Source organism: Microbacterium sp. A8/3-1, assembly GCF_040267695.1.
GTDB lineage: Bacteria > Actinomycetota > Actinomycetes > Actinomycetales > Microbacteriaceae > Microbacterium > Microbacterium luteolum.
In genome coordinates this window covers 2,396,920-2,420,639 of the sequence record NZ_CP158357.1, presented here as the reverse complement: position 1 = coordinate 2,420,639, position 23,720 = coordinate 2,396,920, and the positions used below count along the sequence as shown (strand labels likewise).

12 protein-coding genes are annotated in these 23,720 nt (G+C 70.6%); all 12 read left to right on the top strand.

Annotation, left to right across the window (positions count from 1 at the left end; all coding sequences use genetic code 11):
* The first annotated feature begins 20 nt into the window (after positions 1 to 20).
* The 12 genes from ABS642_RS11880 (at position 21) to ABS642_RS11825 (ending at position 23,693) form a co-directional block, all read left to right on the top strand.
* On the top strand, positions 21 to 1,067 hold the full coding sequence (locus ABS642_RS11880; RefSeq protein WP_350350215.1) for an NAD(P)-dependent alcohol dehydrogenase: 1,047 nt from the start codon (positions 21 to 23) through the stop codon (positions 1,065 to 1,067).
* Positions 1,068 to 1,095: 28 nt separating this feature from the next.
* Complete coding sequence (locus ABS642_RS11875) at positions 1,096 to 1,665, top strand: DNA-3-methyladenine glycosylase I (RefSeq protein ID WP_350350214.1); 570 nt, start codon at positions 1,096 to 1,098, stop codon at positions 1,663 to 1,665.
* Positions 1,666 to 1,796: 131 nt separating this feature from the next.
* Entirely contained in the window at positions 1,797 to 7,853 is a 6,057-nt protein-coding gene (locus tag ABS642_RS11870) for an Ig-like domain-containing protein (RefSeq protein WP_350350213.1), read from the top strand.
* Positions 7,854 to 7,899: 46 nt separating this feature from the next.
* Positions 7,900 to 8,871 carry a MoxR family ATPase gene (locus ABS642_RS11865; protein ID WP_282214765.1) on the top strand — a complete coding sequence of 324 codons (972 nt, stop codon included), beginning with the start codon at positions 7,900 to 7,902 and terminating at the stop codon, positions 8,869 to 8,871.
* Positions 8,871 to 10,133, top strand: a complete 1,263-nt coding sequence (locus ABS642_RS11860; protein ID WP_350350212.1) for a DUF58 domain-containing protein — start codon at positions 8,871 to 8,873, stop codon at positions 10,131 to 10,133. Before ABS642_RS11865 ends, ABS642_RS11860 begins: the two co-directional genes overlap by 1 nt.
* Positions 10,130 to 12,532, top strand: coding sequence for a transglutaminaseTgpA domain-containing protein (locus ABS642_RS11855; protein ID WP_350350211.1), 2,403 nt, complete (start codon positions 10,130 to 10,132; stop codon positions 12,530 to 12,532). The genes ABS642_RS11860 and ABS642_RS11855 overlap by 4 nt, the downstream gene beginning before the upstream one ends.
* Complete coding sequence (locus ABS642_RS11850; protein ID WP_350350210.1) at positions 12,529 to 13,836, top strand: RDD family protein; 1,308 nt, start codon at positions 12,529 to 12,531, stop codon at positions 13,834 to 13,836. The genes ABS642_RS11855 and ABS642_RS11850 overlap by 4 nt, the downstream gene beginning before the upstream one ends.
* On the top strand, positions 13,833 to 14,648 hold the full coding sequence (locus ABS642_RS11845; RefSeq protein WP_282214761.1) for a protein phosphatase 2C domain-containing protein: 816 nt from the start codon (positions 13,833 to 13,835) through the stop codon (positions 14,646 to 14,648). Before ABS642_RS11850 ends, ABS642_RS11845 begins: the two co-directional genes overlap by 4 nt.
* Positions 14,648 to 16,054 (top strand): FHA domain-containing protein, encoded by a 1,407-nt coding sequence (locus tag ABS642_RS11840; protein WP_350350209.1) that lies wholly within the window; start codon positions 14,648 to 14,650, stop codon positions 16,052 to 16,054. The genes ABS642_RS11845 and ABS642_RS11840 overlap by 1 nt, the downstream gene beginning before the upstream one ends.
* A complete protein-coding gene (locus ABS642_RS11835) occupies positions 16,051 to 17,673 on the top strand; it encodes a serine/threonine-protein kinase (RefSeq protein WP_350350208.1) in 1,623 nt (540 codons plus the stop codon). The genes ABS642_RS11840 and ABS642_RS11835 overlap by 4 nt, the downstream gene beginning before the upstream one ends.
* 1 nt (position 17,674) lies before the next feature.
* Positions 17,675 to 19,120: an RDD family protein gene (locus ABS642_RS11830; RefSeq protein ID WP_350350207.1), complete on the top strand. Its 1,446-nt coding sequence runs from the start codon at positions 17,675 to 17,677 to the stop codon at positions 19,118 to 19,120.
* Between the two features lie 58 nt (positions 19,121 to 19,178).
* Positions 19,179 to 23,693, top strand: coding sequence for an FtsK/SpoIIIE domain-containing protein (locus ABS642_RS11825; RefSeq protein WP_350350206.1), 4,515 nt, complete (start codon positions 19,179 to 19,181; stop codon positions 23,691 to 23,693).
* The last annotated feature ends 27 nt before the right edge of the window (positions 23,694 to 23,720 follow it).

The window sequence follows — 23,720 nt, the reverse complement described above, 5'->3', positions numbered from 1 at the left end:
CGCACACCCGAGGAGCCCGCATGACCCGCGTCCACGCCTACGCCGCCCCCAGCGAAGCCGCACCGCTCGAGAAGACCGTCATCGAGCGCCGCGAGCTCGGCCCGCTCGACGTGCTCATCGACATCGCCTTCGCCGGCATCTGCCACTCCGACATCCACACGGTGCAGGGGGATTGGGGTCCGCAGCAGTATCCGCTCGCTCCCGGGCACGAGATCACGGGCACCGTCGCGGCCGTCGGCGCCGAGGTGACGAAGCATGCCGTGGGCGACCGCGTCGGCGTCGGCTGCCTCGTGAACTCCTGCGGCGAATGCCGCAACTGCCTGCGCGGCGACGAGCAGTTCTGCACCGAGGGCGCGATCTTCACCTACGGCGCGACCGACCGCGACGGCACCGTCACCCAGGGCGGCTACTCCGAGCAGGTCGTCGTGACGGAGTCGTTCGTGCTCCGCATCCCCGACGGGCTGGCGCTCGACGTGGCAGCACCCCTGCTGTGCGCCGGCATCACGACGTACTCGCCGCTGAAGCACTGGAACGTCGGTCCCGGCACCCGCGTCGCGGTCGTCGGACTCGGCGGACTCGGCCACATGGGTGTGCAGATCGCGCACGCGCTCGGCGCCGAGGTGACGGTGCTCTCGCAGACGCTGAGCAAGAAGGACGACGGGCTCCGCCTCGGCGCCGACGACTACCGCGCGACGAGCGATCGCGGGACCTTCCGCGAGCTCCGCAGCTCGTTCGACGTGATCCTCAACACCGTGAGCGCCGTGATCGACACGCGCTCGTACCTCAGCCTGCTCGACGTCGGCGGCACCATGGTGTGCGTCGGCGCTCCGGCCGAACCGCTCCCCGTCCAGGTCATGTCGCTCATCGGCGGGCGCCGCTCGCTGGCCGGCTCGAACATCGGCGGCATCGCCGAGACGCAGGAGATGCTGGACTTCTGCGCCGAGCACGGCATCGCCGCCGAGATCGAGGTGATCCCGGCATCCGAGATCAACGCGGCCTACGAGCGGGTGCTGGCCTCGGACGTGCGGTACCGGTTCGTCATCGACGCCGCGACGTTCAGCGAGTGATGTCGGTCGTCGCGGATAGCCTCGACGCATGACCTCGCTGATCACAGGCCCCGATGCCCGCGCCCGGTGCGCATGGGTCGGCGACGACGTCGAGTACCGGCGCTATCACGACGAGGAATGGGGCTCCGCACTGCACGGCGATCGCGCCCTGTTCGAGAAGATGGCGCTGGAGGGGTTCCAGGCCGGCCTCTCGTGGATCACGATCCTGCGCAAGCGCCCGCGGTTCCGCGAGGTGTTCGCCGGCTTCGAGCCCGAGGTCGTCGCGGAGTTCGACGAATCCGACGTGGAGCGTCTGATGGCGGATGCCGGGATCATCCGCAACCGCGCGAAGATCGAGGCCACGATCGGCAACGCGCAGCTCGTACGCACGATGGCCGATGGCGAGCTCGACGAGCTGATGTGGTCGTTCGCGCCACCCGCGTCCGGCATCCGTCCGGCGACCATGGCCGACGTCCCCGCCGTCACCCCGGCCTCGACCGCTTTGAGCAAGGAGCTTCGCCGTCGTGGGTTCCGATTCGTCGGGCCCACGACCATGTACGCGCTCATGCAGTCGGCCGGCATGGTCGACGATCATCTGGCGGGATGCTGGCGCGCCTGACGCCTGCGGGGATGGGCAGATCAGCCCATCAACGATATTTCGGTACGCGGTTAGGATGAACGGGTGTGTTGCAGGGCCTTCGCGCCCTGCACGGAAGAGTCGAAGTGTGTCGACCCTGGGGGGAACCGGGTATGAAGGCGTTGTCGTGGATGCGGGCGCGGCCGAAGATGCTGGCGTCTGCCGCCGGTGTCACCGTGGGCATCGTCGCCATCACGACGATGGCGCTCACCTATGAGGGCTTCCCGACCACCAAGGTCGATCTGAACGACGGCGGCGTCTGGATCACCAAGACCTCGAGCCTGCTCGTCGGGCATTTCAACCACGAGTCGACCGTTCTCGACGGTGGTCTGCGCACGGCAGGCGAGGACTACGACATCGTCCAGGACGCGGCGAACGTGCTCGTGGTCGACGAGGGAAGCTCGACGGTCACGGCCGTCGATCCCGCTCGTGTCTCGCTGGGCGACTCCGCCGGCATCCCGAGCTCGGCCAAGGTGGCCATGGGCCTTCAGACGGCCGCCATCCTCGACACGAAGTCCGGCAACCTGTGGGTCGTGCCGGTCAAGGGCATCGCCTCGTTCGAGATCGAGGCCGCCGACCCCGTCGCCGAGCTCGGCGAGGGCGCGGATGTCGTCGTCGCCGAGGACGGCACGGTCTTCGGGCTGTCGAGCGCGAAGGGCGAGGTCGTCACCGTCCCCGTCGACAACGAGGGCGAGCCGCTCGAGCCGTCCACGGCGTCGGTCGGCGAGCTCGACGCGTCGAAGCCGGTGACCATCACCGCCGTCGGTCGCACCCCGGTCGTCCTGGAGTCGGCGTCCGGCGCGGTGATGACGCCCGGCGGATTCCGCACCGAGATCCCCGATGCCGAAGGAGCCGCGCTCCAGCAGGCATCGGCCGAGACGGATGCGGTCGCGGTCGCGACGGCATCCGCCCTGGTTCGTGTTCCGCTCGACGGCTCCGAGGCGACGACGACGGATGCCGGGGGCAAGGGCTCGCCGGCGGAACCGGTGTGGCTGAACGGCTGCACCTACGGCGCCTGGGGCGGCACCGGCGCCTTCGTGCGGGAGTGCGCCGGATCGGCGAACGACGTCTCCGCCACGATCGAGGAGGCGCAGGAGTCGAACAGCCTCGTCTTCCGCGTGAACCGCGACGTGATCATCCTGAACGACGCTGTGGGCGGCGCGGCCTGGCTGGCCGACGAGAGCCTGCAGCGCGTCGACAACTGGAACGACCTCACCCCGCCGGAGGGCGAGACCGAGAACGAGGAGGACTCGACCGAGGAGACGGTCGAGACCACCCTCCCGGAGCGCAGCGAGATCAACACCCCGCCGATCGCCGAGGACGACTCCTTCGGCGTGCGACCGGGCGCCTCGGCGCTGCTGCCCGTGATCGACAACGACAACGACCCCGACGGCGACGTCCTCGTCGCCGCGATGGCGCAGGAGCAGCCGTCGATCGGCACGGTCCAGCCGATCTACAACGGCGCCTCGCTGCAGATCGCCGTCGCGGAGGACGCCTCGGGCACGGCCACCTTCCAGTACGAGGTCGACGACGGTCGCGGTGGCAAGGACACCGCGACGGTCACCCTGGCGGTGCACGACGAGGGCACGAACTCGGCGCCGGCGCCCAAGCGCAAGACCTCGCTCACGGTCGAGACCGGCGGCACGGTGTCGTACAACATCCTTCCGGACTGGATCGACCCCGACGGTGACGACATCTACCTCAAGGACGTGGTCCCTGCCCCCGGCGACGAGGTCGACTTCAGCACCGACGGCCAACTGACCTACAAGGCGACGGCGAGCCTGCAGGGTCGCAAGGACATCCAGGTCACGGTCGCCGACGGCTTGGGCGAGTACACCACGGCCACGGTCACCCTCGATGTGCGACCGCAGGGCACCACCAAGCCGAAGACGAACGCCGACCACGTGGTCACCCGCGTCGGCGAGCAGATCACGGTCGCCCCTCTCGCGAACGACACCAGCTCCGGTCGCGAGCGCCTGCGTCTCGGCCGCGTCGACGAGGTCCCGGGTGCGACCGTGCTGCCCGACATCACCAACAACACCTTCAGCTTCACCGCTCCGGCGGTTGGCGTCTACTACGTGCAGTACCTCGCGACCGCCGGCCCGGAGAACGGCGAGGGACTCGTCCGCATCGACGTGACCGAAGCCGCCGAGGTGACTCTGCCGCCCGTCGCCGTGCGCGACGTGGCGCTGCTCCCCACCGGCGGCGACGTGCTCATCGGCGTGCTCGACAACGACACCGATCCGTCCGGCGGCATCCTCGTCGTGCAATCCGTGTCTATCGAACCCGGCACCGGCGTCTCGGTGTCGGTGCTCAATCACGAGACGCTCCGCATCACCGACCAGGGCACCCTCGACGAGCAGGTCCGCATCAAGTACCGGATCTCCAACGGCGAGCAGTCCGCCGAGGGCGAGGTCGTCGTGGTGCCGATCCCGGCCCCCGAGGAGATCCTGCAGCCGGTCGCCAACCCCGACTCGGTCTACGTCCGCGCCGGCGACGTGGTGACCATCCCGGTGCTCGACAACGACACGCATCCGAGCGACGACGCCCTGCATCTGGCCCCCGATCTCATCGAGCCCTTCGTCGACCCCGAGGACGGCGAGGCCTTCGTCTCGCAGGACGAGGTGCGGTTCAAGGCCGGCGATGTCGCCAAGACCGTCTACCTGACCTACGAGGCCGTGGACTCCCGCCAGCAGAAGGCCGCGGGGTACGTGACCGTCCAGATCCTGCCGATCGACGAGGAGACGAACGCGGCGCCGCGACCGCGTGACCTCGTGGCCCGCACGCTCGCGGGCACCGAGACCAACATCGCGGTGCCGCTCGACGGCATCGACGCCGACGGCGACTCGGTCGAGCTCCTGGACATCGCCTCGAACCCGACGAAGGGGCGCATCACCGAGGTCGCGCAGGACTACTTCACCTACGAGGCGCTCGACGGTGCGACGGGTGTCGACGTCTTCAAGTACCGGGTGCGCGATCGGCTCGGCAAGGAGGGCACTGCCACGATCCGCGTGGGCATCGCTCCCGCCGAGCAGGTGAACCAGGCGCCGTTCGCGGTGAAGGATGCCGTCGTGGTGCGTCCCGGTCGCGAGATCGCCGTGCCCGTCATGCTGAACGACTCCGATCCCGAGGGCGACAAGATCTCGCTGGTGAAGAAGGGACTCGAGGTCCCCGGCGAGCTCGAGGCCCGCGTCTCGGGAGACCGGGTGCTCGTGCAGGCGCCCGATCGCGCGCTCGAATCGTCCCTGCAGTACACGGTCAGCGACGCGCGCGGCGCGACCGCGACGGCCGTGCTGCAGGTCACCGTCGATGAGGACGTGCCTCTGCAGGCACCGGTCGCGAGAGACGACCGGCTGCGTCCCGCCGATCTCGAGGACGGCGGTCTCACCGCCGACCTCGACATCCTCGACAACGACGAGGACCCCGACGGCACGACCGAGCGCCTCGACCTCGATGTCGGGCCCGGGGCGACGGTGCTGGAGAACGGCAAGGTCCGCGTCACCGTCACCGACGAGCTGCAGCTGATCCGGTACACCCTCACCGACCAGGACGAGCTGCAGTCCTCGGCGTTCATCTTCGTCCCATCGGAAGACGGCCTGCGACCGACGCTGACCTCGACCAAGCCGCTCGAGGTCAAGAGCGGCGAGACCAAGGACGTGCCCCTCGAGAAGTACGTCACCGTGGCCGGTGGCGGCGACGTCGTCATCACCGAGCACGCCAAGGTGAGCGCACTCAAGGCCGACGGATCCGACCTCGTGAAGGATGAGCGCACGCTCGTCTACACCTCGGCTCCCGGATACTTCGGTCAGGACTCGCTCACGTTCGAGGTCACCGACGGCACCGGACCCGATGACCCCGAGGGTCGCAAGGCGACGCTCAGCATCCCGATCAACGTGCTGCCGCCCGACAACCAGCAGCCGAAGTTCGTCGGCGGCCAGATGAACGTCGCCCCCGGCGAGAAGGCGAGCGTCCTTGACCTGGCGGCGCTCACGGTCGACCCGGATCCGGAGGACAAGGGCAAGCACAAGTACACCCTCGTCGACGGCGAGGGCAAGGGGATCACCGCGAAGATCGACGGCGACAAGCTGCTCGTCGAGGCATCCTCGAACGCGAAGAAGGGCGCGGCGACCACGCTGACGCTGCGCGTCAGCGACGGCGAGACCGAACCGGTCGAGGGCTCCGTCCTCGTGCAGGTCGGAGCGTCGAACCGCGCGATGCCCGCCGCCAACACCGACACCGTCGCAGAAGCCGATCAGGGCAAGAGCGTCACGGTGCCGGTGCTCGCGAACGACTTCAACCCGTTCCCGGAGACGCCGCTCAAGCTCTTGACGGTGAACGTCGAGACCGGCTCCGGCCAGGCGAGCATCAAGGGCGACGACGTCGTGGCCACGCCGTCGAAGGACTTCGTCGGCACCATGGTGGTGCGCTACACGATCCAGGATGCGACGGAGGACGTCGACCGTCAGGCGACCGGACAGGTCGTGCTCACGGTGCAGGGCGTCCCGAATGCGCCGGGCGCGCCGACGGTCACGAGCGTGCAGGACCGCACCGTGGTGGTGTCGTACGGCGCTCCGTCGAACAACGGTGCCGAGATCACCAAGTACACGGTGAAGGCGGTGCAGGGCGGCTCGTACTCGAAGGAGTGCCAGTCGACCACGTGCACGCTCGACGGCCTCACGAACAACGTCGAGTACGTCTTCCAGGTCACCGCGACGAACCGCGTCGGCGAGTCCGAGCCCTCCGGCTCGTCGGCCGTCGCGCGTCCGGATGCGCGCCCGGACACGCCCAACCCGCCGACCCTGAAGTTCGGCGACAAGTCGCTCCAGGTCGCCTGGACGACTCCGACGACCCCGGGATCGCCCGTCGAGCGGTACACGCTGCAGATCTCGCCCGCCCCGCCGTCGGGCATCACCCAGAAAGAGGTGACCGGCAACTCCCTCACCTGGGAGGGCCTCGAGAACGGCGGCAACTACCAGGTGCGCGTGCAGGCCCACAACCGTGCGCCGGATCCGTCCAGCTGGAGCGCCTGGTCGGCATCCGAGGTGCCCGCAGGTCCGCCGCTGGCGGCCGGGGCGCCGACGACGGCGGAGTTGCAGCCCGTGGGCGACCAGGCGCAGATGCAGGTCAACTGGGGAAACGTTCCGGCGAACGGCGATGCGATCGACTCCCTGCAGCTCGAGGTGTGGGAGGGGTCCAGTCTGCAGAGGACGCTGACCCCTAGCCCGGGAGCATTCAGCCAGGCAGTCGTGGTACCGACCTCGGAGAACGGCTACACCTACCGGATCCGCGGGCACAACAAGGCCGGCTGGGGCGAGTGGAGCGCGATGTCGGCGCCTCGACGCGGTGTCATCGCCCCGTCCGCCCCGTCGATCAGCGCCGTCAACGCAGGCGACGGATTCGTGGACGTGGTGTGGACGGCAGGCAACCGCAACGGCGCCAAGACGACCGAGGTGAGCTATCAGTACCAGCTCAACGGCGGCGGCTGGGCCGGGATGCCGGGCAACAACAGGATCGGCGGGCTAAACAACGGCACGTCGTACACGGTCCAGGTGCGCGGCGTCGCGAATGTCGACGGGCAGCAGTACGTCGGCGCGGCATCCAACGGCGTCGCGCAGACCCCGTTCGGCCCGCCCCAGGCTCCGGCGGCCAGCGCCAGGAACCTCGGCACCAGCGTCGAGGTCAGCTGGAACTCCGACCGCTCGTACAACGGTCGTCCGATCCAGACCACGCAGATCCGGATCGACGGCGGCGGCTGGCAGGACGTCGCGGCCAGCGGCTCCCGCACGGTGGGCAACGGATACCAGCAGAACCACAGCATCGACGTTCGCGCGCAGGACTCGAACGGGACCTGGTCTCCTGTGAATTCGGCGTCGGCGCGTACGAGCGATCCGCCACCGCCGCGCGCGTGGGTGACGCGAGGTGACTCCGTCAGCAATGCGCAGTGCAACGACGGGACCTGCGCGAAGTTCAAGGTCACCACCAAGGACTTCCCGGCAGGCACCTACACGGTGGTCTGCAACAGCACAGTGAGCGGGAGCTTCTCCTCCTACAGTTCGGTATCCGTTCCCGCCAACGGGACTTTCAACCTCGGCTGCTTCCACGGCTACGGCGGCCGCACCGACGTCTGGGTCACCATCGGCGGAACCAACTACGAACACCGGGCCTGGTAGTGCCCCGCTCGACCCATCGTCACCACAGAGGAAGCAGAGACAACGCATGAGCATGACCCCCGAGCAGGCAGCCTGGTTCCAGGGAACCTTCACGCGCCTCGTGGACAACATCGACAAGGCCGTGCAGGGCAAGCGCGAGATCGTCGGCCTCGTGCTGGCGTCGATGCTCGCCGAGGGGCACGTCCTCCTCGAGGACGCCCCCGGAACCGGGAAGACCAGCCTCGCCAAGGCGCTCGCCGCGACCGTGCAGGGCACGAGCGCGCGCATCCAGTTCACGCCGGATCTGCTGCCGTCCGACGTCACCGGTGTCACGATCTACGACCAGCAGTCGCACCGCTTCGAGTTCCACAAGGGCCCGATCTTCGCGTCGATCGTGCTCGCCGACGAGATCAACCGCGCGTCGCCGAAGACGCAGTCGGCGCTGCTCGAGGTCATGGAGGAGTCCCGGGTCACGGTCGACGGCGTCACGCACGAGACCGGACGCCCGTTCCTCGTGATCGCGACGCAGAACCCGATCGAACAGGCCGGAACCTACAAGCTCCCCGAGGCGCAGCTCGACCGCTTCCTCATCAAGACGTCGATCGGCTACCCCGACCTCGCGGTGACCGAGAGCATCTTGGCCGGAGCATCCGACCGCAACCCGTCGGCCGGCCTGGGGGCGATCATCACGACGAGCGCGGTCGCCGACATGGCCGACCTCGCGGCATCCGTGCACGTCGAACCCGCCGTGCTCCGGTACGTCGCGGAGCTCGCCGAGGCGACCCGCAACGACTCCGCGATCCGTCTGGGCGTCTCGGTGCGCGGCGCGATCGCCATGATCCGCATCGCGAAGGTCTGGGCCGCCGCGCACGGCCGCCACTTCGTCCTGCCCGACGACATCAAGGCCCTCGCGCGTCCGACGTGGCAGCACCGTCTGCTCCTCGACGCCGAGGCGGAGTTCGCCGGGACCAGCAGCGACACCGTGATCGCTCGCGTGCTCGACGGGATCGCGGCACCCCAGGCGCGAACGGCGGCCTGATGACCACGGAGGCACTCTCGGCGCCGTCGGCGCAGACGGACCGCGACGCCGGCTGGCGTGACGTCGCGGCCGTCATCGGCGCGCGCGTCCTGACCCGCCTCCGCATCATCGCCTCGGCCATCCGCCCGCTCGCGTGGGTGCTGATGGGCCTCGCCGTCGGCTTCTGGATCCTCGGGCAGATCGCCGGCTGGTCGGAGTTCACCGTCGCGGCGATCGTGATCGCGATCACCGTGGCCCTGTGCGCCCTCTTCCTGATCGGCCGCACCGCCTACGACGTGTCGCTCGACCTCGCGCGCACGCGCGTGGTCGTGGGCGAGCGCGCGGTCGGCGCGCTGACGCTGGCGAACCGCGGCACCCGCGCGATCCTGCCCTCGCGCATCGTGCTCCCGGTCGGCTCCGGTCGCGGTGAGTTCGGCATCCAGCGTCTCGCCGCCGGCGAGGAGGCGGAGGAGCTCTTCGCGATCCCCACGCAGAAGCGCGGCGTGGTCAAGGTCGGTCCGGTGAGCGTCGTGCGGGGCGATCCGCTCGGCCTGTTCGAGCGGGCGCACCGGCGCGACGAGCCGGTCGACCTCTTCGTGCATCCGCGCACCGTGCTGTTCGACGGGCAGTCGCTCGGCTACCTGCGCGACCTCGAGGGGATGCCCGCCGCCGACCTCTCCCGCGACGACGTGTCGTTCCACGCTCTCCTCGAGTACCAGCCCGGTGATGACCTGCGGCACGTGCACTGGAAGTCCACGGCGCGCACCGGGACCATGATGGTCCGCCAGTACGAGGAGACCCGCCGCTCGCACTTCGTGATCGGGCTGTCCAGCTCCAGCGGCGACTACGCCACGGCCGACGACTTCGAGCTCGCGATCTCGGCGGCGGGGTCCATCGGCCTCCGTGCGCTCCGCGACTCGCAGCGCGTGGACATGCGTGTGCAGGGACGCGAGCTGCCCGCCGGCACCGGCAAGCAGCTGCTCGACTCGCTGTCGGCGGTCGAGAACAGCAAGCCCCGCGACGGCGGCATCGCCGAACTCGCCGGCGTCCTCTCCGCCACCATGCCCCTGGCGAGCGTCGTCGTGCTGGTGTGCGGCTCGAAGGTGCGCTCCGACGACCTGCGCCTCGCCTGCTCGCGGCTGCCGTTCGGAGCACGCGCTCTCGCCGTGGTCGCCGACACGTCCGCTCAGGCTCCGGCTCTGCGGCGCATCGGCGACGCCGACGTCGTCACGATCGGCGCGCTCGACCAGATCCCGCTCGCCCTGCAGAAGGTCCTCGCATGACAGCGCCAGCTCCCGCACCCGCTGCTATCTCCGTGCGCCGCTGGAGTCTCGACCTCGGCGCGACCGCGCTGCTCGTCGCCGTCGCGCTCGTCGGCTTCTGGCCGACGTTCGCGGGCCCGGCGTTCGTGCCCGCGGTCGTCGGCGGCATCGTCGTCGGCCTCGCCGTCGCGGGCGTCGCGGCGTGGCGCCGCTGGGGCATCCTCATCATCACCGGTCTCACCGTGGCCGCCTACTTCGTCTTCGGCGGCGCATTCGCCCTTCCGCACACCGCGATCTTCGGCTTCATCCCGACGCTCGACACGCTGCAGCGCCTCGCCGTGGGAACGGTCACCGCGTGGAAGCAGCTGCTCACCACCGTGGCCCCCGTCGCCGCGGCCGACGGGCACCTGCTCGTCCCGTTCCTGCTGGCGCTCGTCGTCACGACGCTCACCGCCTCCCTCGCCCTGCGCCTGCCGCAGGTGGCCTGGGCGCTGCTGCCCGCCGGTGCGGCGCTGATGCTCGTGATCGCGCTCGGCACCCCGCAGCCCGCGTTCCCGATCGTGCAGGGTCTCGTGTTCGCCGTCGTCAGTATCGCCTGGCTCGCGCTCCGTCAGATCTGGGCGCCGCAGAACGCGGCCGTCTCGGTCAGCGAGGTCGATCCGTCGCGCGCCGCGCACATGCGCCTGCGGCGCCTGCTCGCGGGTGTCGCCGTCCTGACCGTGGCCGGAGGGGCCGGTGTCGCGACCAGCGCGATCGCCGCGCCGACCGAGCCCCGGCACGTGTTCCGCGACGTCATCATCCCGCCGTTCAACATCCGCGACTACCCGAGCCCGCTGCAGGCGTTCCGCAAGAACGTGCGCGACGAGGTCGACGAGACGCTCTTCACGGTGCAGGGGCTGCCCAAGGGCGCGCGGATCCGCACCGCCGTCATGGACGAGTACGACGGCATGGTCTACAACGTGACCGACGGCGGGCCGACCTCCTCGAGCGCGTTCTCGCCGCTGCGCTCCGGCATGTCGCCCGACGCCGAGGGCGTACCCGTCACGCTCAACATCGAGGTCGACGAGTACAACGGGGTGTGGATGCCGACGGCCGGTGAGCTGTCCGAGATCCGCTTCACGGGAGATCGCGCGGAGGAGCTGCGCCGCGGAACCTACGTGAACACGGCGACCGGCACCGCTGTCGCCACCCCGAAGCTGCGCAAGGGCGACGAGTACTCGGTCGACGCGGTCATGCCGGACCTGCCCGACGACGACCAGCTCGCGGATGTCGAGTTCGGCACGGTCGCGCTGCCGAAGCAGAGCAACGTGCCGGAGGAGCTCACCTCGCTCGCCGCGGAGACCGTGTCGAGCGCCGAGTCGCCCATCGAGAAGGTCCGTGCGCTCGAGACCTTCCTCTCCGAGGGCGGATTCTTCAGCCACGGGCTCGAGGGCGAGGTGCTCTCGCGCGCCGGCCACACGTCCGAGCGCATCACGACGCTCATCGGCGGCGATCAGATGATCGGCGACGACGAGCAGTACGCCGTCGCCATGGCGCTCCTCGCCGGTGAGCTCGGCATCCCGGTCCGCGTCGTCATGGGCTATTACCCCGACGAGGAGCAGGACGGCGACCCCCTCTTCACCGCCACGGGCGACAACGTGCACGCCTGGGTCGAGGTGAACTTCCAGGGGTTCGGGTGGCTGCCGTTCAACCCGACGCCCCCTGAGGACCAGGTCCCCAACGACCAGAACACCAAGCCGCGCGTCGACCCGAAGCCGCAGGTGCTGCAGCCGCCGCCTCCTCCGCAGGAGCCCGTCGACCTGCCCCCGACTCTGCCCGACGACCGCGAGTCGGAGGACGAGAACCTCAACCTCGCCGGCATCATCGGGGCGATCCTGCTGATCGGCGGAATCTCGCTCGGGATCATCGCGCTGCTGATGTCGCCGTTCATCGTGATCGGGGCGTGGAAGGCCGCCAAGCGGCGCTCGCGCCGGGCAGCGGCTCGCACCGCGGATCGGATCAGCGGCGGGTGGGACGAGCTCACCGACCGCGCCGTCGACTATGGTGCACGCCTGACGCCGGGAGGAACGCGACCCGAGGAGGCCGCAGCCGTGGTGGCGACGCTCGCCGTGCCCCGTGTCACGGACCTCGCGCACCGCGCCGACGCGGACGTCTTCGGACCCACCGACCCGTCGCCCGAGGATGTCGAGGCGTTCTGGAGCGAGGTCGACACGATCGTCGGCGGCCTGGGGGAGGATGCCGGATTCTGGAAGCGCACGAAGGCGCGACTGAGCCTCCGATCGCTGATGGGCGGCACCGCCATCTCGACGGGTCTCCAGGGACTCCGAGAAGCGGCGACCGCGCGCGTGCGGCGCGAACCTGGCACGATCGAGAGCAGCAGCACCAGCACGCCCGTCGCACCCGAGAGCGAGACACCATGACGCAGCCCGCGTTCGCACAGATCGCGCCGATCTCCCGTCGCGCGATCGGCTACCTCATCGACGCGCTGATCGCGGCCGGCCTCTCCGTCGTCCTCGGCGGCGCGCTGCTCATCACCGCCACTCTCGCGGGCGGCCTCGAGGGGATGCTGACCACGCTGCTCATCGGCGGACCGATCGTCTCTCTCCTGCTGCTCGGCTGGTTCGTCGTCTACACGCTCATGCAGACGGGCAAGGGCTCGATCGGCATGCGCGCGCAGGGTCTACGCCTCGTCTCCGCCAAGGATCAGGGACCGCTGGGCTTCGGTCGCACGCTGCTGCGCAATGTCATCTTCGGACTCGCCGGATCGATCGTGGTGGGCTACTTCACGCCGCTGTTCGACGGATCGGGCCGCTTCCAGGGGTGGCACGACAAGGTCGCCGGCTCGCTGATGCTCGATGCGCGGGTGACGGCTCCTGCCGTCCCGACGTCGGGCGTCCCCGCGGCCGTCGTACCCGGACTCGCGGCGGAGCAGGCACGCCCCGTCGCTCCCGCGATCCCCGGCATCCCGCATCCGACGGCGCAGCCCGTGCCGCCCGCTCCCGCGCAGCCGGCGGTCGCCCCGTCCGTGCCCGCGGCGCCGGTGTTCCCCGCGCAGCCCGTGATCCCCGCATCCGTGTCGCGCCCCGCGGCTCCGGCGAACGACGACGGCTCGCTCATCGCCTTCGTCCCCGGCATCACCCAGGATGCGCCGCCGCCCCGCGTGACGCCGGCGCCGCCGACGGATGCCGGGTCGGAGCTCGACGCGACCGTGCAGGGGTACCCCGCCGCGCGGCCCGTCGCACCTTCCGCGCCGAGTGCTCCGCCCGTGCCGGAGGCTGCGCCCGCCCCGCCGGTGCCCGTCGTCCCGCCCTTGCCGGAAGCCGTGCCCGCGCCCGCTCCCGCGGCGGCGCCCGCCGCAGCCGAGCCCGAGGACATCGAGGACACGCGGATCAGCATCCCCGGACACCGTCTCGTGTTCACCTGGGACGACGGGACCCGCGTCGCGGTGTCGCGGCGCACGATCTTCGGCCGCAACCCCGCTGCCGAGGATGGCGCTGTCGTCGTCCCGGTGCGCGACGAGACCCTCTCGCTCTCCAAGACGCACTTCGAGGCGGCGGCGGAGTCGTCCGGCGGATGGGTGCTGGATCGCCACTCCACCAACGGCATGACCCTCGTCCGCGAGGGACAGCGCATCGCCTGCCCCGCCGGACAGCGCGTCCCGGTGAGGCTCGGAGACGCCATCGAGATCGGCGACCGCATCGTCACGATCGGGGGCTACGCGTGAGGCCCGCACTCATCGTCTCGACGGGGTCGGCCACGCACCCCGGTCTCCGTCGCGCGCTGAACGAGGACGCGCACCTCGCGAGCGCTCCGGTGTTCGTGGTCGCGGACGGCATGGGCGGTCACGAGGCGGGGGAGCGGGCGAGCGCGGCGGTCATCGCCGAGTTCTCCGGCTCCGTCGGGCGCGCGTCGCTCGAGCTCGACGACGTGCGGCTCGCGTTGTCACGCGCCAGGGCGAGCGTCGAGGAGCTGTCCACCTCGGGCAACGGCCGCGCCGGCACGACCCTGAGCGGTGTCGTCATCGCCTCGGTCGACGGCATGGGCTATTGGCTGGCCGTCAACATCGGCGATTCGCGCACGTATCGGCTGGCCGACGGGGAGCTCGAGCAGATCAGCGTCGACCACTCGGTCGTGCAGGAGCTGATCGAAGCCGGCGAGATCACCGTCGAGGATGCGGCGACCGATCGACGGCGCAACATCATCACCCGGGCGATCGGCGCCAGCAGCACGGGCGACGCGGACTACTGGCTGTTCCCGGCAGAGCTCGGCGACCGGATCATGGTGTGCTCCGACGGCCTGACGTCCGAGGTCTCGGACGCGCGGATCCGCGAGGTGCTGCAGGGCACGCCCGACCCGCAGAAGGCGGCCGACATGCTCGTCGACGACGCCGTCACGGCGGGTGGCAGGGACAACATCACCGTGGTCGTCGTGGATGCCGTCTCGGTCGCTTCGCGACCGGGGACGCTCCTGGAGACCGACTCGGACATCGACATGGACACGCGTCCGCGCGAGGCCGCAGCAGGAGGGGTTCGCTGATGCAGACGATCTACCGACCGGGACAGTGGTACGTCATCGTGATGCCGGGCGCGCTCGTGGCGCTGCCGCCGGATGTGCCAGGAGACGTCGTGGCGCGGCTGTGGGAGCGGATGCCGGAGAGCAAGACGCTCGCGACCGTCGTCGACGTGCTCACCGCGCGCGCCGGCGGGGACTTCTCCTCGCTGCCTCCGTTCGTGGCCGCCGTGGTCGAAGGGACCGACATCCGCATCGCGCTGCGCGGCGGGGTCAGCGCGCGCGTGAGCTCCCGCACGGAGTCGTACGACTTCTCCGGCGCCGAGGTCACGACGTGGAGCGAGCGGTTCGTGGGCGGGGCCTCGCGCGTCGAGGTCACGGTCGAGGCCGTGGAGAGCGAGGCCGCCCTTCCCGTGCAGAGCGGCGTCGTGCGCGCTGCGGCGGTGAGCGCGGAGCTCGAGCCCGGCGACGACCGTCCCCTCGTCGACGTGCTCGGACCGGTCCCGGTCATCGAGATCGAGGAGGCCGGCGCGTCCGCTGCCGCCTTGACCGGCACACCAGGACCCTCGATCGCGAACTTCGGGACGGCCGCGACGTCGGCGGCATCCGTGGATTCCGCGTCGGATGACATCCCCACGTCCGCTCCGGTCGACGCCGAGCCTCTGGCGGCCGATGTTCCGCCGGCACCGGCCGAGGCCGAGGCGGATGCCGAGCCGGTCATCGAGCCGACTGTCGAGCCGGCCACCGACGACGTCGACGAGCAGATCGTCGACGACGCCGTCGAGGAGGCTGCCGTCGAGGCGGCCCCCGAGCCGGAGGCTGCGGAGGCGGTCGACGGCGCCACGATCGTGCCGACGGAGGTCACCCTCGCTCCCTCCACCGAGGACTTCGACCAGCTCTGGGGTGCCACGGTGCATTCCGTGCCGACGGCCGGTGCGGCATCCGCGGCACCGGCGGTTCCGGCTCCGGCCCAGGGCGACCACGACGGTGCGACCATCTCGGCGGCAGAGCTCAGGGCCATGCGGCAGCAGGCTCCGACCGGCGATGACGTGCCGACGGCCGTGATCCCGGTGGCGACCGGGGCGATCGGCGCGACCGGTCGCATCCGTGTGTCCACCGGTCAGGTCGTCGCGCTCGACCGCACGGTCATCATCGGTCGTCGTCCGCGTTCGACCCGGGCCAGTGGAGCCAACCTCCCTCATCTGATCGCCGTCGAGAGCCCGCAGCAGGACATCTCGCGCAGCCACCTCGAGATCAGGCCCGAGGGCGACACCGTGGTGGTCATCGACCTGCACACCACCAACGGGTCGACCCTGCTGCGACCGGGCGCCGACCCGATCCGTCTGCACCCCGGCGAGCAGACGCTCGTGCTGTCCGGTGACGTGGTGGATCTCGGCGACGGAGTGAAGGTCGCCTTCGAGGATCTGCCGTGAGTCGTCCTCCCTCTCCTCCTCCGCAGCTCCCCGGATTCCGGTATCTCGAGCCCCTCGGCACGGGTGGTTTCGCGGACGTCTTCCTGTACGAGCAGGAGATGCCGCGCCGCCAGGTCGCGGTCAAGGTGCTGCTCGCCGACCGCATCTCCAGCGGCGCCGCACAGGAGTTCGCCGACGAGGCGAACGTCATGGCGATGCTGTCGACGCACCCCGCGATCGTCACGATCTATCAGGCGGGCGTCGCCGGCGACGGCCGCCCCTACCTCGTGATGGAGTACTGCCCCCGTCCGAACCTGCAGCTGCGCGCGCGCCGCGAGTCGTTCTCGGTGGCCGAGGCGCTGCGCGTCGGCGTGCAGGTCGCCGGAGCAGTGGAGACCGCTCACCGCGCCGGCGTGCTGCACCGCGACATCAAGCCGGCGAACATCCTGGTGACGGCGTACAACCGGCCGGCGCTGACCGACTTCGGCATCGCGTCGACCACCGGCGCCACGGGCGAGGCCTCCGGCATGTCCATTCCCTGGTCGCCGCCGGAGTCGTTCGCGGATCCGCCCCAGAGCGGTCCCCGCACGGACGTGTGGGCTCTCGGCGCGACCATCTACACGCTGCTCGCCGGGCGCTCTCCCTTCGAACGGCCGGGGGAGCGCAACTCCAGCGCCGACCTCATCGAGAGGATCGAGCGCGCGGCCCTCACGTCGCTGGGCCGTCCCGACTCACCGGAGAGCCTGCAGCGCGTGCTCGAGCGCGCGATGGCGAAGAACCCGGACGACCGCTACCCGAGCGCCGTCGCGTTCGCGCGTGCGCTGCAGAAGGTGCAGATCGAGCTCTCGCACTCGGTGACGCCGATCGACATCGTCGACGACCACCCGACCGCGGAGGACCTGGACGACGACGGCGACGGCCTCACCCGTGTGCGGGAGATCGTCAGCATCGATCCGGATGTCGCGGCCTTCACTCGTCCCTCTGCGACCACCCAGCCCAAGAGCGCCCTGCCGCCGCTCCCCGATGTGCCGCGCTTCGACTCGCCGCCGCGCGTGGACGCCGTCGACGAGGCGACGCAGATGCGCGTGCCGACTCCGAGCGCGCCGCCCGCGCCCGACGACCGGACCATCGTTCGGCCGCCGATGGTGGTCGCGCCGCAGGCCGCTGTGCCCGCCGCATCCCCTGTCGCGCCTGCCGCACCCGTCGGCGACGCTTCGGTCCCGACGGCTCCCCGCAGTCGACGCGGTCTGTGGATCACTCTCGCGGCCGTCGCCGCCGTGGTGGTCGTCGTGGGGACGATCGTCGGTCTGAACGTGCTGGTCGCGGGCATCGAGACCCCGGTGGAGACGACCGAGACGACCGAGCCCCAGGATGTCGTCTCGGACTTCGTCCCCAAGGTCGCGGAGCTGAGCGGCACGCGCCAGGGCGATCTGATCGCCTTCACGTGGGTCAACAAGGACCCGCAGGAGGGCGACACCTTCATCTGGAGCGTCGTCGACGTCTCCGGTCAGGTCGACCCCCAGCAGTCCGAGGCGCCCGCCGCGCAGGTGCCGGCGACCGCGGGCACGGTCTGCATCGATGTCATGCTGCGCCGCGACGACGGACGCGTTTCTGAGCCGGCGCGGGGGTGCGTCGACTGACATGATCTGGGAAATCGACGAGCAGCAGCAGACGATCGAGGGGGTCGATGCTCAGGGGCGCCCCGACCCCGCGTACGCCGCGGCGCTCGGCCTCCTGCGCGCTCCCTTCGGACGGCGCGCGCTCGCCGCGGCGATCGACGTCGCGATCTGGATGCTGCTGCAGCTGCCCCTCTGGATCGGGGCGATCCCGCTGCTGCTCAAGCTCGCGAGCGGGGCGATCTCGTCGTACGGATTCGTCAACCACCCGGACTTCGTCCTGGCCGTCGTCGCGGCGTCGGTGTCGACGCTGCTCAGCCTGATCTTCCTCATCGTCCAGCTCTTCCTGCACGGACTCAAAGGCCGGACGATCGGCAAGGGGCTCACGGGACTGCGCAGCGTGAACGTGGTGACCCTGGAGCGTCCGCGAGTCGGCGCCGTCCTGCTGCGCTTCCTCATCGTCTTCGCCGCGGGCGTCGTGCCGCTCGTCGGCCCCGCGCTCATCCTCATCTCGCCGACGTTCGACCCCGAGGGACGCGGTCGCGGACTGCACGACAAGGCCTCGAAGATCTGGCTCATCGACGTGCGCAAGGGACTCAACCCCTTCGACGAGAAGCGGATGCGCGTCGCCCGCAAGGTCGTGAAGGCCGAGCCGACGCCGGAGCGCTCCGCCCTGCCGTCGCTGGCCACGCCGATCGACCCCGCGGCTCAGCCCTCCTACCGGCCGGGCAGTCGCGTCAGCGCGGGGGTGCTCGGCGTCGCGCGCCCGTATCAGGCGCACGAGCGCCCGTCGGTCGGTCTTCCCCTCGCTGCCCCGACCGTCGACGTCGGCCCGGGCGAGGCCGGAAAGCCGGTGCTCGGCGGGTATCGGATCGCCGACGGCGACCGGGTCGTACGAGCAGACCTCTCCAGCGCTGCGCCGGCCCCTCAGCCTGCGGCACCGCCGGCTCCCGCGTCGGCTTCCGCATCCGAGCCTGCGCCGGCCCCGCCGTCCGCGCCGACCGCCGCTCCGTCTCCCGCGCCGCAGCCGGTGCCGAGCCCCGCACCCGCCGCCGGCCCCGACCCGGTCGCCGCACCTCCCGCGCCGCCGGCCGCACCCGTCGCAGCGCCCGTGGCCCCGGCCGCACCGGCCGCACCGGAGCCTGCCGTCCGTTACGGACTGCGGTTCGACACGGGCGAGAGCATCCTGATCGCGGAACCCGTGCTCCTCGGACGCAACCCGGATGCGGCGGAGCATCCCGGCGCGCGCCCGATCGCTCTGGTCGACGACAGTCGCTCGCTGTCCAAGACGCACATGCTGGTGCGCCCTGTCGACGGCGGCCTCGAGATCGTCGACTGCCGCTCGACCAACGGCTCGGGACTGATCCGCGGCGGCACCGAGTACGGCGTCGCGGCGGGCACGCCCGTGCAGACCGTCGACGGCGACATGATCCGCCTCGGCGATCGCGTGGCCGCGGTGGTCCGCGCGTGATGGAACGTGAACGAATGATGAGGGTCGCTGGCGAGCCCAGCGGCATGGGGAGACACGCATGAGGCTGAAGCTGACCCTGCACCGTCAGGAGGGCGAGCCCGTCGACATCGTGATCACGACGGACTCGACCGCCACCGCCGGCGACGTGGCGCGCCACGTCGCGACGGCCGACCCGACGCGATCGATCCCGGTCGCCGAGGGCGATGTGCTCACGCTCGCCGTCGCGCCGCCGAACGGCGAACGGCTCGTTCCCCTGCAGCCCGAGGTCCCGATCGGCGAGGCGCCCATCGGCTCCGGGTTCGCGGCATCCATCATCAACTACGGTCCGGACCACTCCTTCGCGGGCCAGCGCGACGTCGCCGGCGTGCTTCTCGCGACATCCGGGACGCTGGCCGGTCAGGAGTTCCCGATCTCGTCGGGGCACGTGTTCCTCGGCCGCGAGGCCGGCAACGACGTCGTCCTGGCGGATCCGATGGTCTCGAAGCGCCACGCGCGGCTCGAGGTCGGCACGCACATCGAGGTCGTCGACCTGAACTCCGCCAACGGCGTGCTCGTCGACGGCGTCGCCGTGCAGCGCGTGCGGATCGAGGAGGGCGAGCCGTTCATCATCGGCGGCACCACCCTCGTCCTGCGTCTCGCGCGCTCCTTCGACGGGTCGGCGACCGAGGAGCCGATCATCGAGCGCGGCGGTGGTCTGCTCTTCAACCGCAGTCCTCGCGTCGAGGTGCGCTTCCCCGGGACGCTCTTCAAGGTGCCGCGGCTGCCCACGGAGAAGATCGGCAAGATGTTCCCGTGGCCGATCATGGTCGCTCCGATCCTGATGGGCATGGCGCTGTACGCCATGAACGGCAATCCCCGATCTCTCCTGATGATCGTGATGACCCCGCTGATGGCGTTCGGCAACATCATCAACCAGGCGGCGCAGAGCAAGAAGAGCGAGGGGCACGAGGTGCTGCTCTTCGAGCGGCAGTACGAGCAGCTCGAAGAGGACTTCTTCAAGGGGAAGCCCGAAGAGGAGCGCGCCCGCAACGCGGAGGCGCCGCCCGTCGCCGAGATCTACGACCACGCGATGCGGCTCGGCCCCATGCTGTGGACGCGGCGGCCGGAGCACTGGAACTTCCTCGGCCTGCGGCTCGGCAGCTGTCGGCTCCCGGCGCGGAACAAGATCGACGACGCCGAGGTGCCCGACGGTCTGCCCGAGTTCATCGATCGTGTCGACCGGCTGCGCGAGCGCTACGAGTTCGTCGACGACGTGCCGGTGTTCGAGAAGCTGGCGGTCGCGGGATCCATCGGCATCGCCGGCCCGCAGGGACCCGTCGCCGACACGATGCGCGGCATCGCCGTGCAGCTGCTGGGACTGCACGCGCCCAACGACGTGGTGGCCGTGGCGTTCGCCGATTCGGCATGGACACCCGAGCTGGACTGGCTCAAGTGGATGCCGCACACGTCCAGCGAGAAGAGTCCGTTCCGCGACATGGCGCTCGCGGATTCCGCCCCGACGAGCGCCGCGCTGCTGAGCAGCCTCGAGGAGTATGTGCAGCGGGCGACCGGTGACCGCGAGGGCGAGCCGCGCGGGCCGTTCAAGGAGGAGTGGAATCCGCTTCTGTACGGCACCGACGTCTCGCGCGCGGCGGGCGACCATCAGGGCACCCCGCCGCTCTCGGTCATCGTGTTCGTGAGCGGCGATGCCCCGGTCGATCGCGGACGCCTCACCGACGTGCTCGAGCGCGGCGCGGATCACGGCGTGCACGCGGTGTTCGTCTCGCCCACGGTCGAGTCGCTGCCCGCCGTGTGCCGCAGCTACATCGACGTGACCGCAGGGCTGGAGGACGCGCAGGTCGGCCTCGTCCGCAACGGCGAGTACTTCGAGCACGTGCGCGTCGAGGGCGTGTCCAACGCCTACATGCACATGCTCGCGCGACGCCTGGCACCCGTGCTGGATGCCAGCACCGCCGTGCACGACGCTTCCGACATCCCGGGTGCGGTGATGTTCCTGCAGCTCGTCGACCCGGCGATCGCCGAGGACCCGCACGTCGTGATCGAGCGCTGGCGGCAGAACAACACGATCGTGGACCGCTCCACGAACCCGAGGCCGCGTCTGAAGAAGGCCAGCACCCTGCGCGCGATCATCGGACAGGGCGCCAGCGATGCCATGGCCCTCGATCTGCGCACGCAGGGACCCCACGCGCTCGTGGGTGGAACGACCGGCGCCGGAAAGTCCGAGTTCCTGCAGGCCTGGGTGCTGGGCATGGCGGCCGCGCACAGCCCGGACCGCGTCACGTTCCTGTTCGTCGACTACAAGGGCGGATCGGCGTTCGCCGACTGCGTCGAGCTGCCGCACTGCGTCGGACTCGTGACCGACCTGAGCCCGCACCTGGTTCGTCGCGCGTTGACCAGCCTCCGAGCCGAGCTGCAGCACCGCGAGCACCTGCTCAACCGCAAGAAGGCGAAAGACCTGATCGAGCTCGAGAAGCGGCAGGACCCCGATGTTCCGCCGGCTCTCGTCCTGGTGATCGACGAGTTCGCCGCCCTGGCATCCGAGATGCCGGAGTTCGTCGACGGCGTCGTCGACATCGCCCAGCGCGGCCGTTCGCTCGGCATCCATCTGATCATGGCGACGCAGCGACCGGCCGGCGTCATCAAGGACAACCTGCGCGCGAACACCAACCTGCGCATCGCCCTGCGCATGGCCGACGAGGCGGACTCCCGCGACGTCGTCGACGACGGCGTCGCCGCGACCTTCCCCGCGTCGATCCCCGGCCGCGCCATCGCCAAGACCGGTCCCGGCCGTCTGGTGCCGTTCCAGTCGGCGTATGCCGGCGGCTGGACCACGGACGAAGACGGAGCGGCCGCCGAGGTGCGCGTGGCACCGCTGCGCTTCGGCTCCGCGGCGGAGTGGGAGCCGGATCTGCCCGCCGACTCCGACGCGCACGAGGCCGACCTCGGTCCCAACGACCAGAAGCGCATCGTCTCGACGCTGATCCGAGCCAGTGAGACCGCGGCGCTCCCGCGTCCTCGCCGGCCGTGGCTCGACGACCTGGCGCCTCTCGTCGACCTGCACGACCTGCCGAACGAGGGCGACACGCGCATCCCGCTCGCCCTCGTCGACGTGCCGGAGAAGCAGCTGCAGCAGTCGGCGGTGTTCGCGCCCGACCGCGACGGCTCGCTGGTGATCTACGGCACCTCCGGATCGGGCAAGTCGACCGTGCTCAAGACGATCGCGACGGCGGCCGGCATGCGACCGGACCTCGGGCGCGTGCAGGTGTACTGCCTCGACTTCGCCTCGGGTGCGCTGGGGGCGCTCAACGTCCTTCCGCACGTGGGCTCGGTCGTCGACGGCGCCGATGTCGAGCGCATCCAGCGTCTGCTGCGCACGCTCGACGGCGAGATGGACCGTCGTGCCGCCGCGTTCTCGGCGGCCAGTGCGGCGTCGGTGCAGGAGTACCGGGAGCTGCGGGATCCGCGGATGCCGCGCATCCTGCTCCTGATCGACAACTACCCCGAGTTCAAGAAGGACTGGGAGGTCACGGCAGGCCGCAACGCGTTCTACCGCATGTTCATGCGCATCCTGGGTGAGGGCCGCACGCTGGGCGTGCACACGGTCATCACCGCCGACCGCGGGAATGCCGTCCCCAGCGCGGTCGCCGCGAACATCTCGCGCCGTATCGTGCTCCGCATGGGCGACCCGAGCCAGTACATGCTGCTCGGCGCACCGCGCGACGTGCTCGACGAGCAGTCGGCGCCGGGTCGTGCGATCGTCGACGGCCACGAGGCGCAGATCGCCGCGCTCGGCGGAACGCTCAACGTGGTCGAGCAGACCAAGGCCCTCGGCGTGCTGGCCGACAAGCTCCGCGAGAGCGGCGTGCGGGATCTGCCCGAGATCGGGGCGCTGCCGACGATGGTCCTGTCGTCCGAGATGCCCACGAAGATGGACGGGATGCCGGTGTTCGGCGTCGCGGACGACACGCTGTCCGCGCACGGCTTCGAGCCGATCGGGTCGTTCGTGATCTCCGGCCCCCCGGCATCCGGCAAGACGAACACGCTGAAAGCGCTCGTCGTCGCGATGGAGCGGTTCGACCCGAGCATCCGGATGTACCACTTCGGCACGCGCCGTTCCGAGCTCAAGGACTTCCGTCCGTGGGTGAAGAGCGCCGTCCGGCCGGAGGAGGAGAAGGATCTCGCGACGGAGCTCGCGGAGCTGGTCGTCAGCGACATCTCCGGCGGCCGCATCCTGATCGTCATCGAGGACATCCCGCACCTCGCGGACGGCCCCGCGGACCGTCCGATGCGCGCGCTCCTGCAGGCGATGAACAACAGCGACCACATGCTGATCGCCGATGCCGAGATCAGCCGCGCCAGCGGCAGCATCGGCGTGCTCGGCGAATGGAAGACCGGTCGTCAGGGCATCGTGCTCAAGCCTGACACCTACGACGGCGACGCGATCTTCAAGGCTCCGTTCGGTCGCGTCAAGCGCACCGACTTCCCGGTCGGTCGAGGGATCTTCGTGCAGGCGGGCCGCACGGTGACCATGCAGATCCCGTTCGTCCCCGACGCCCCGGCGACCCGGGGGTAGCGATTCGAGCTCATGGGCACCGCTCCC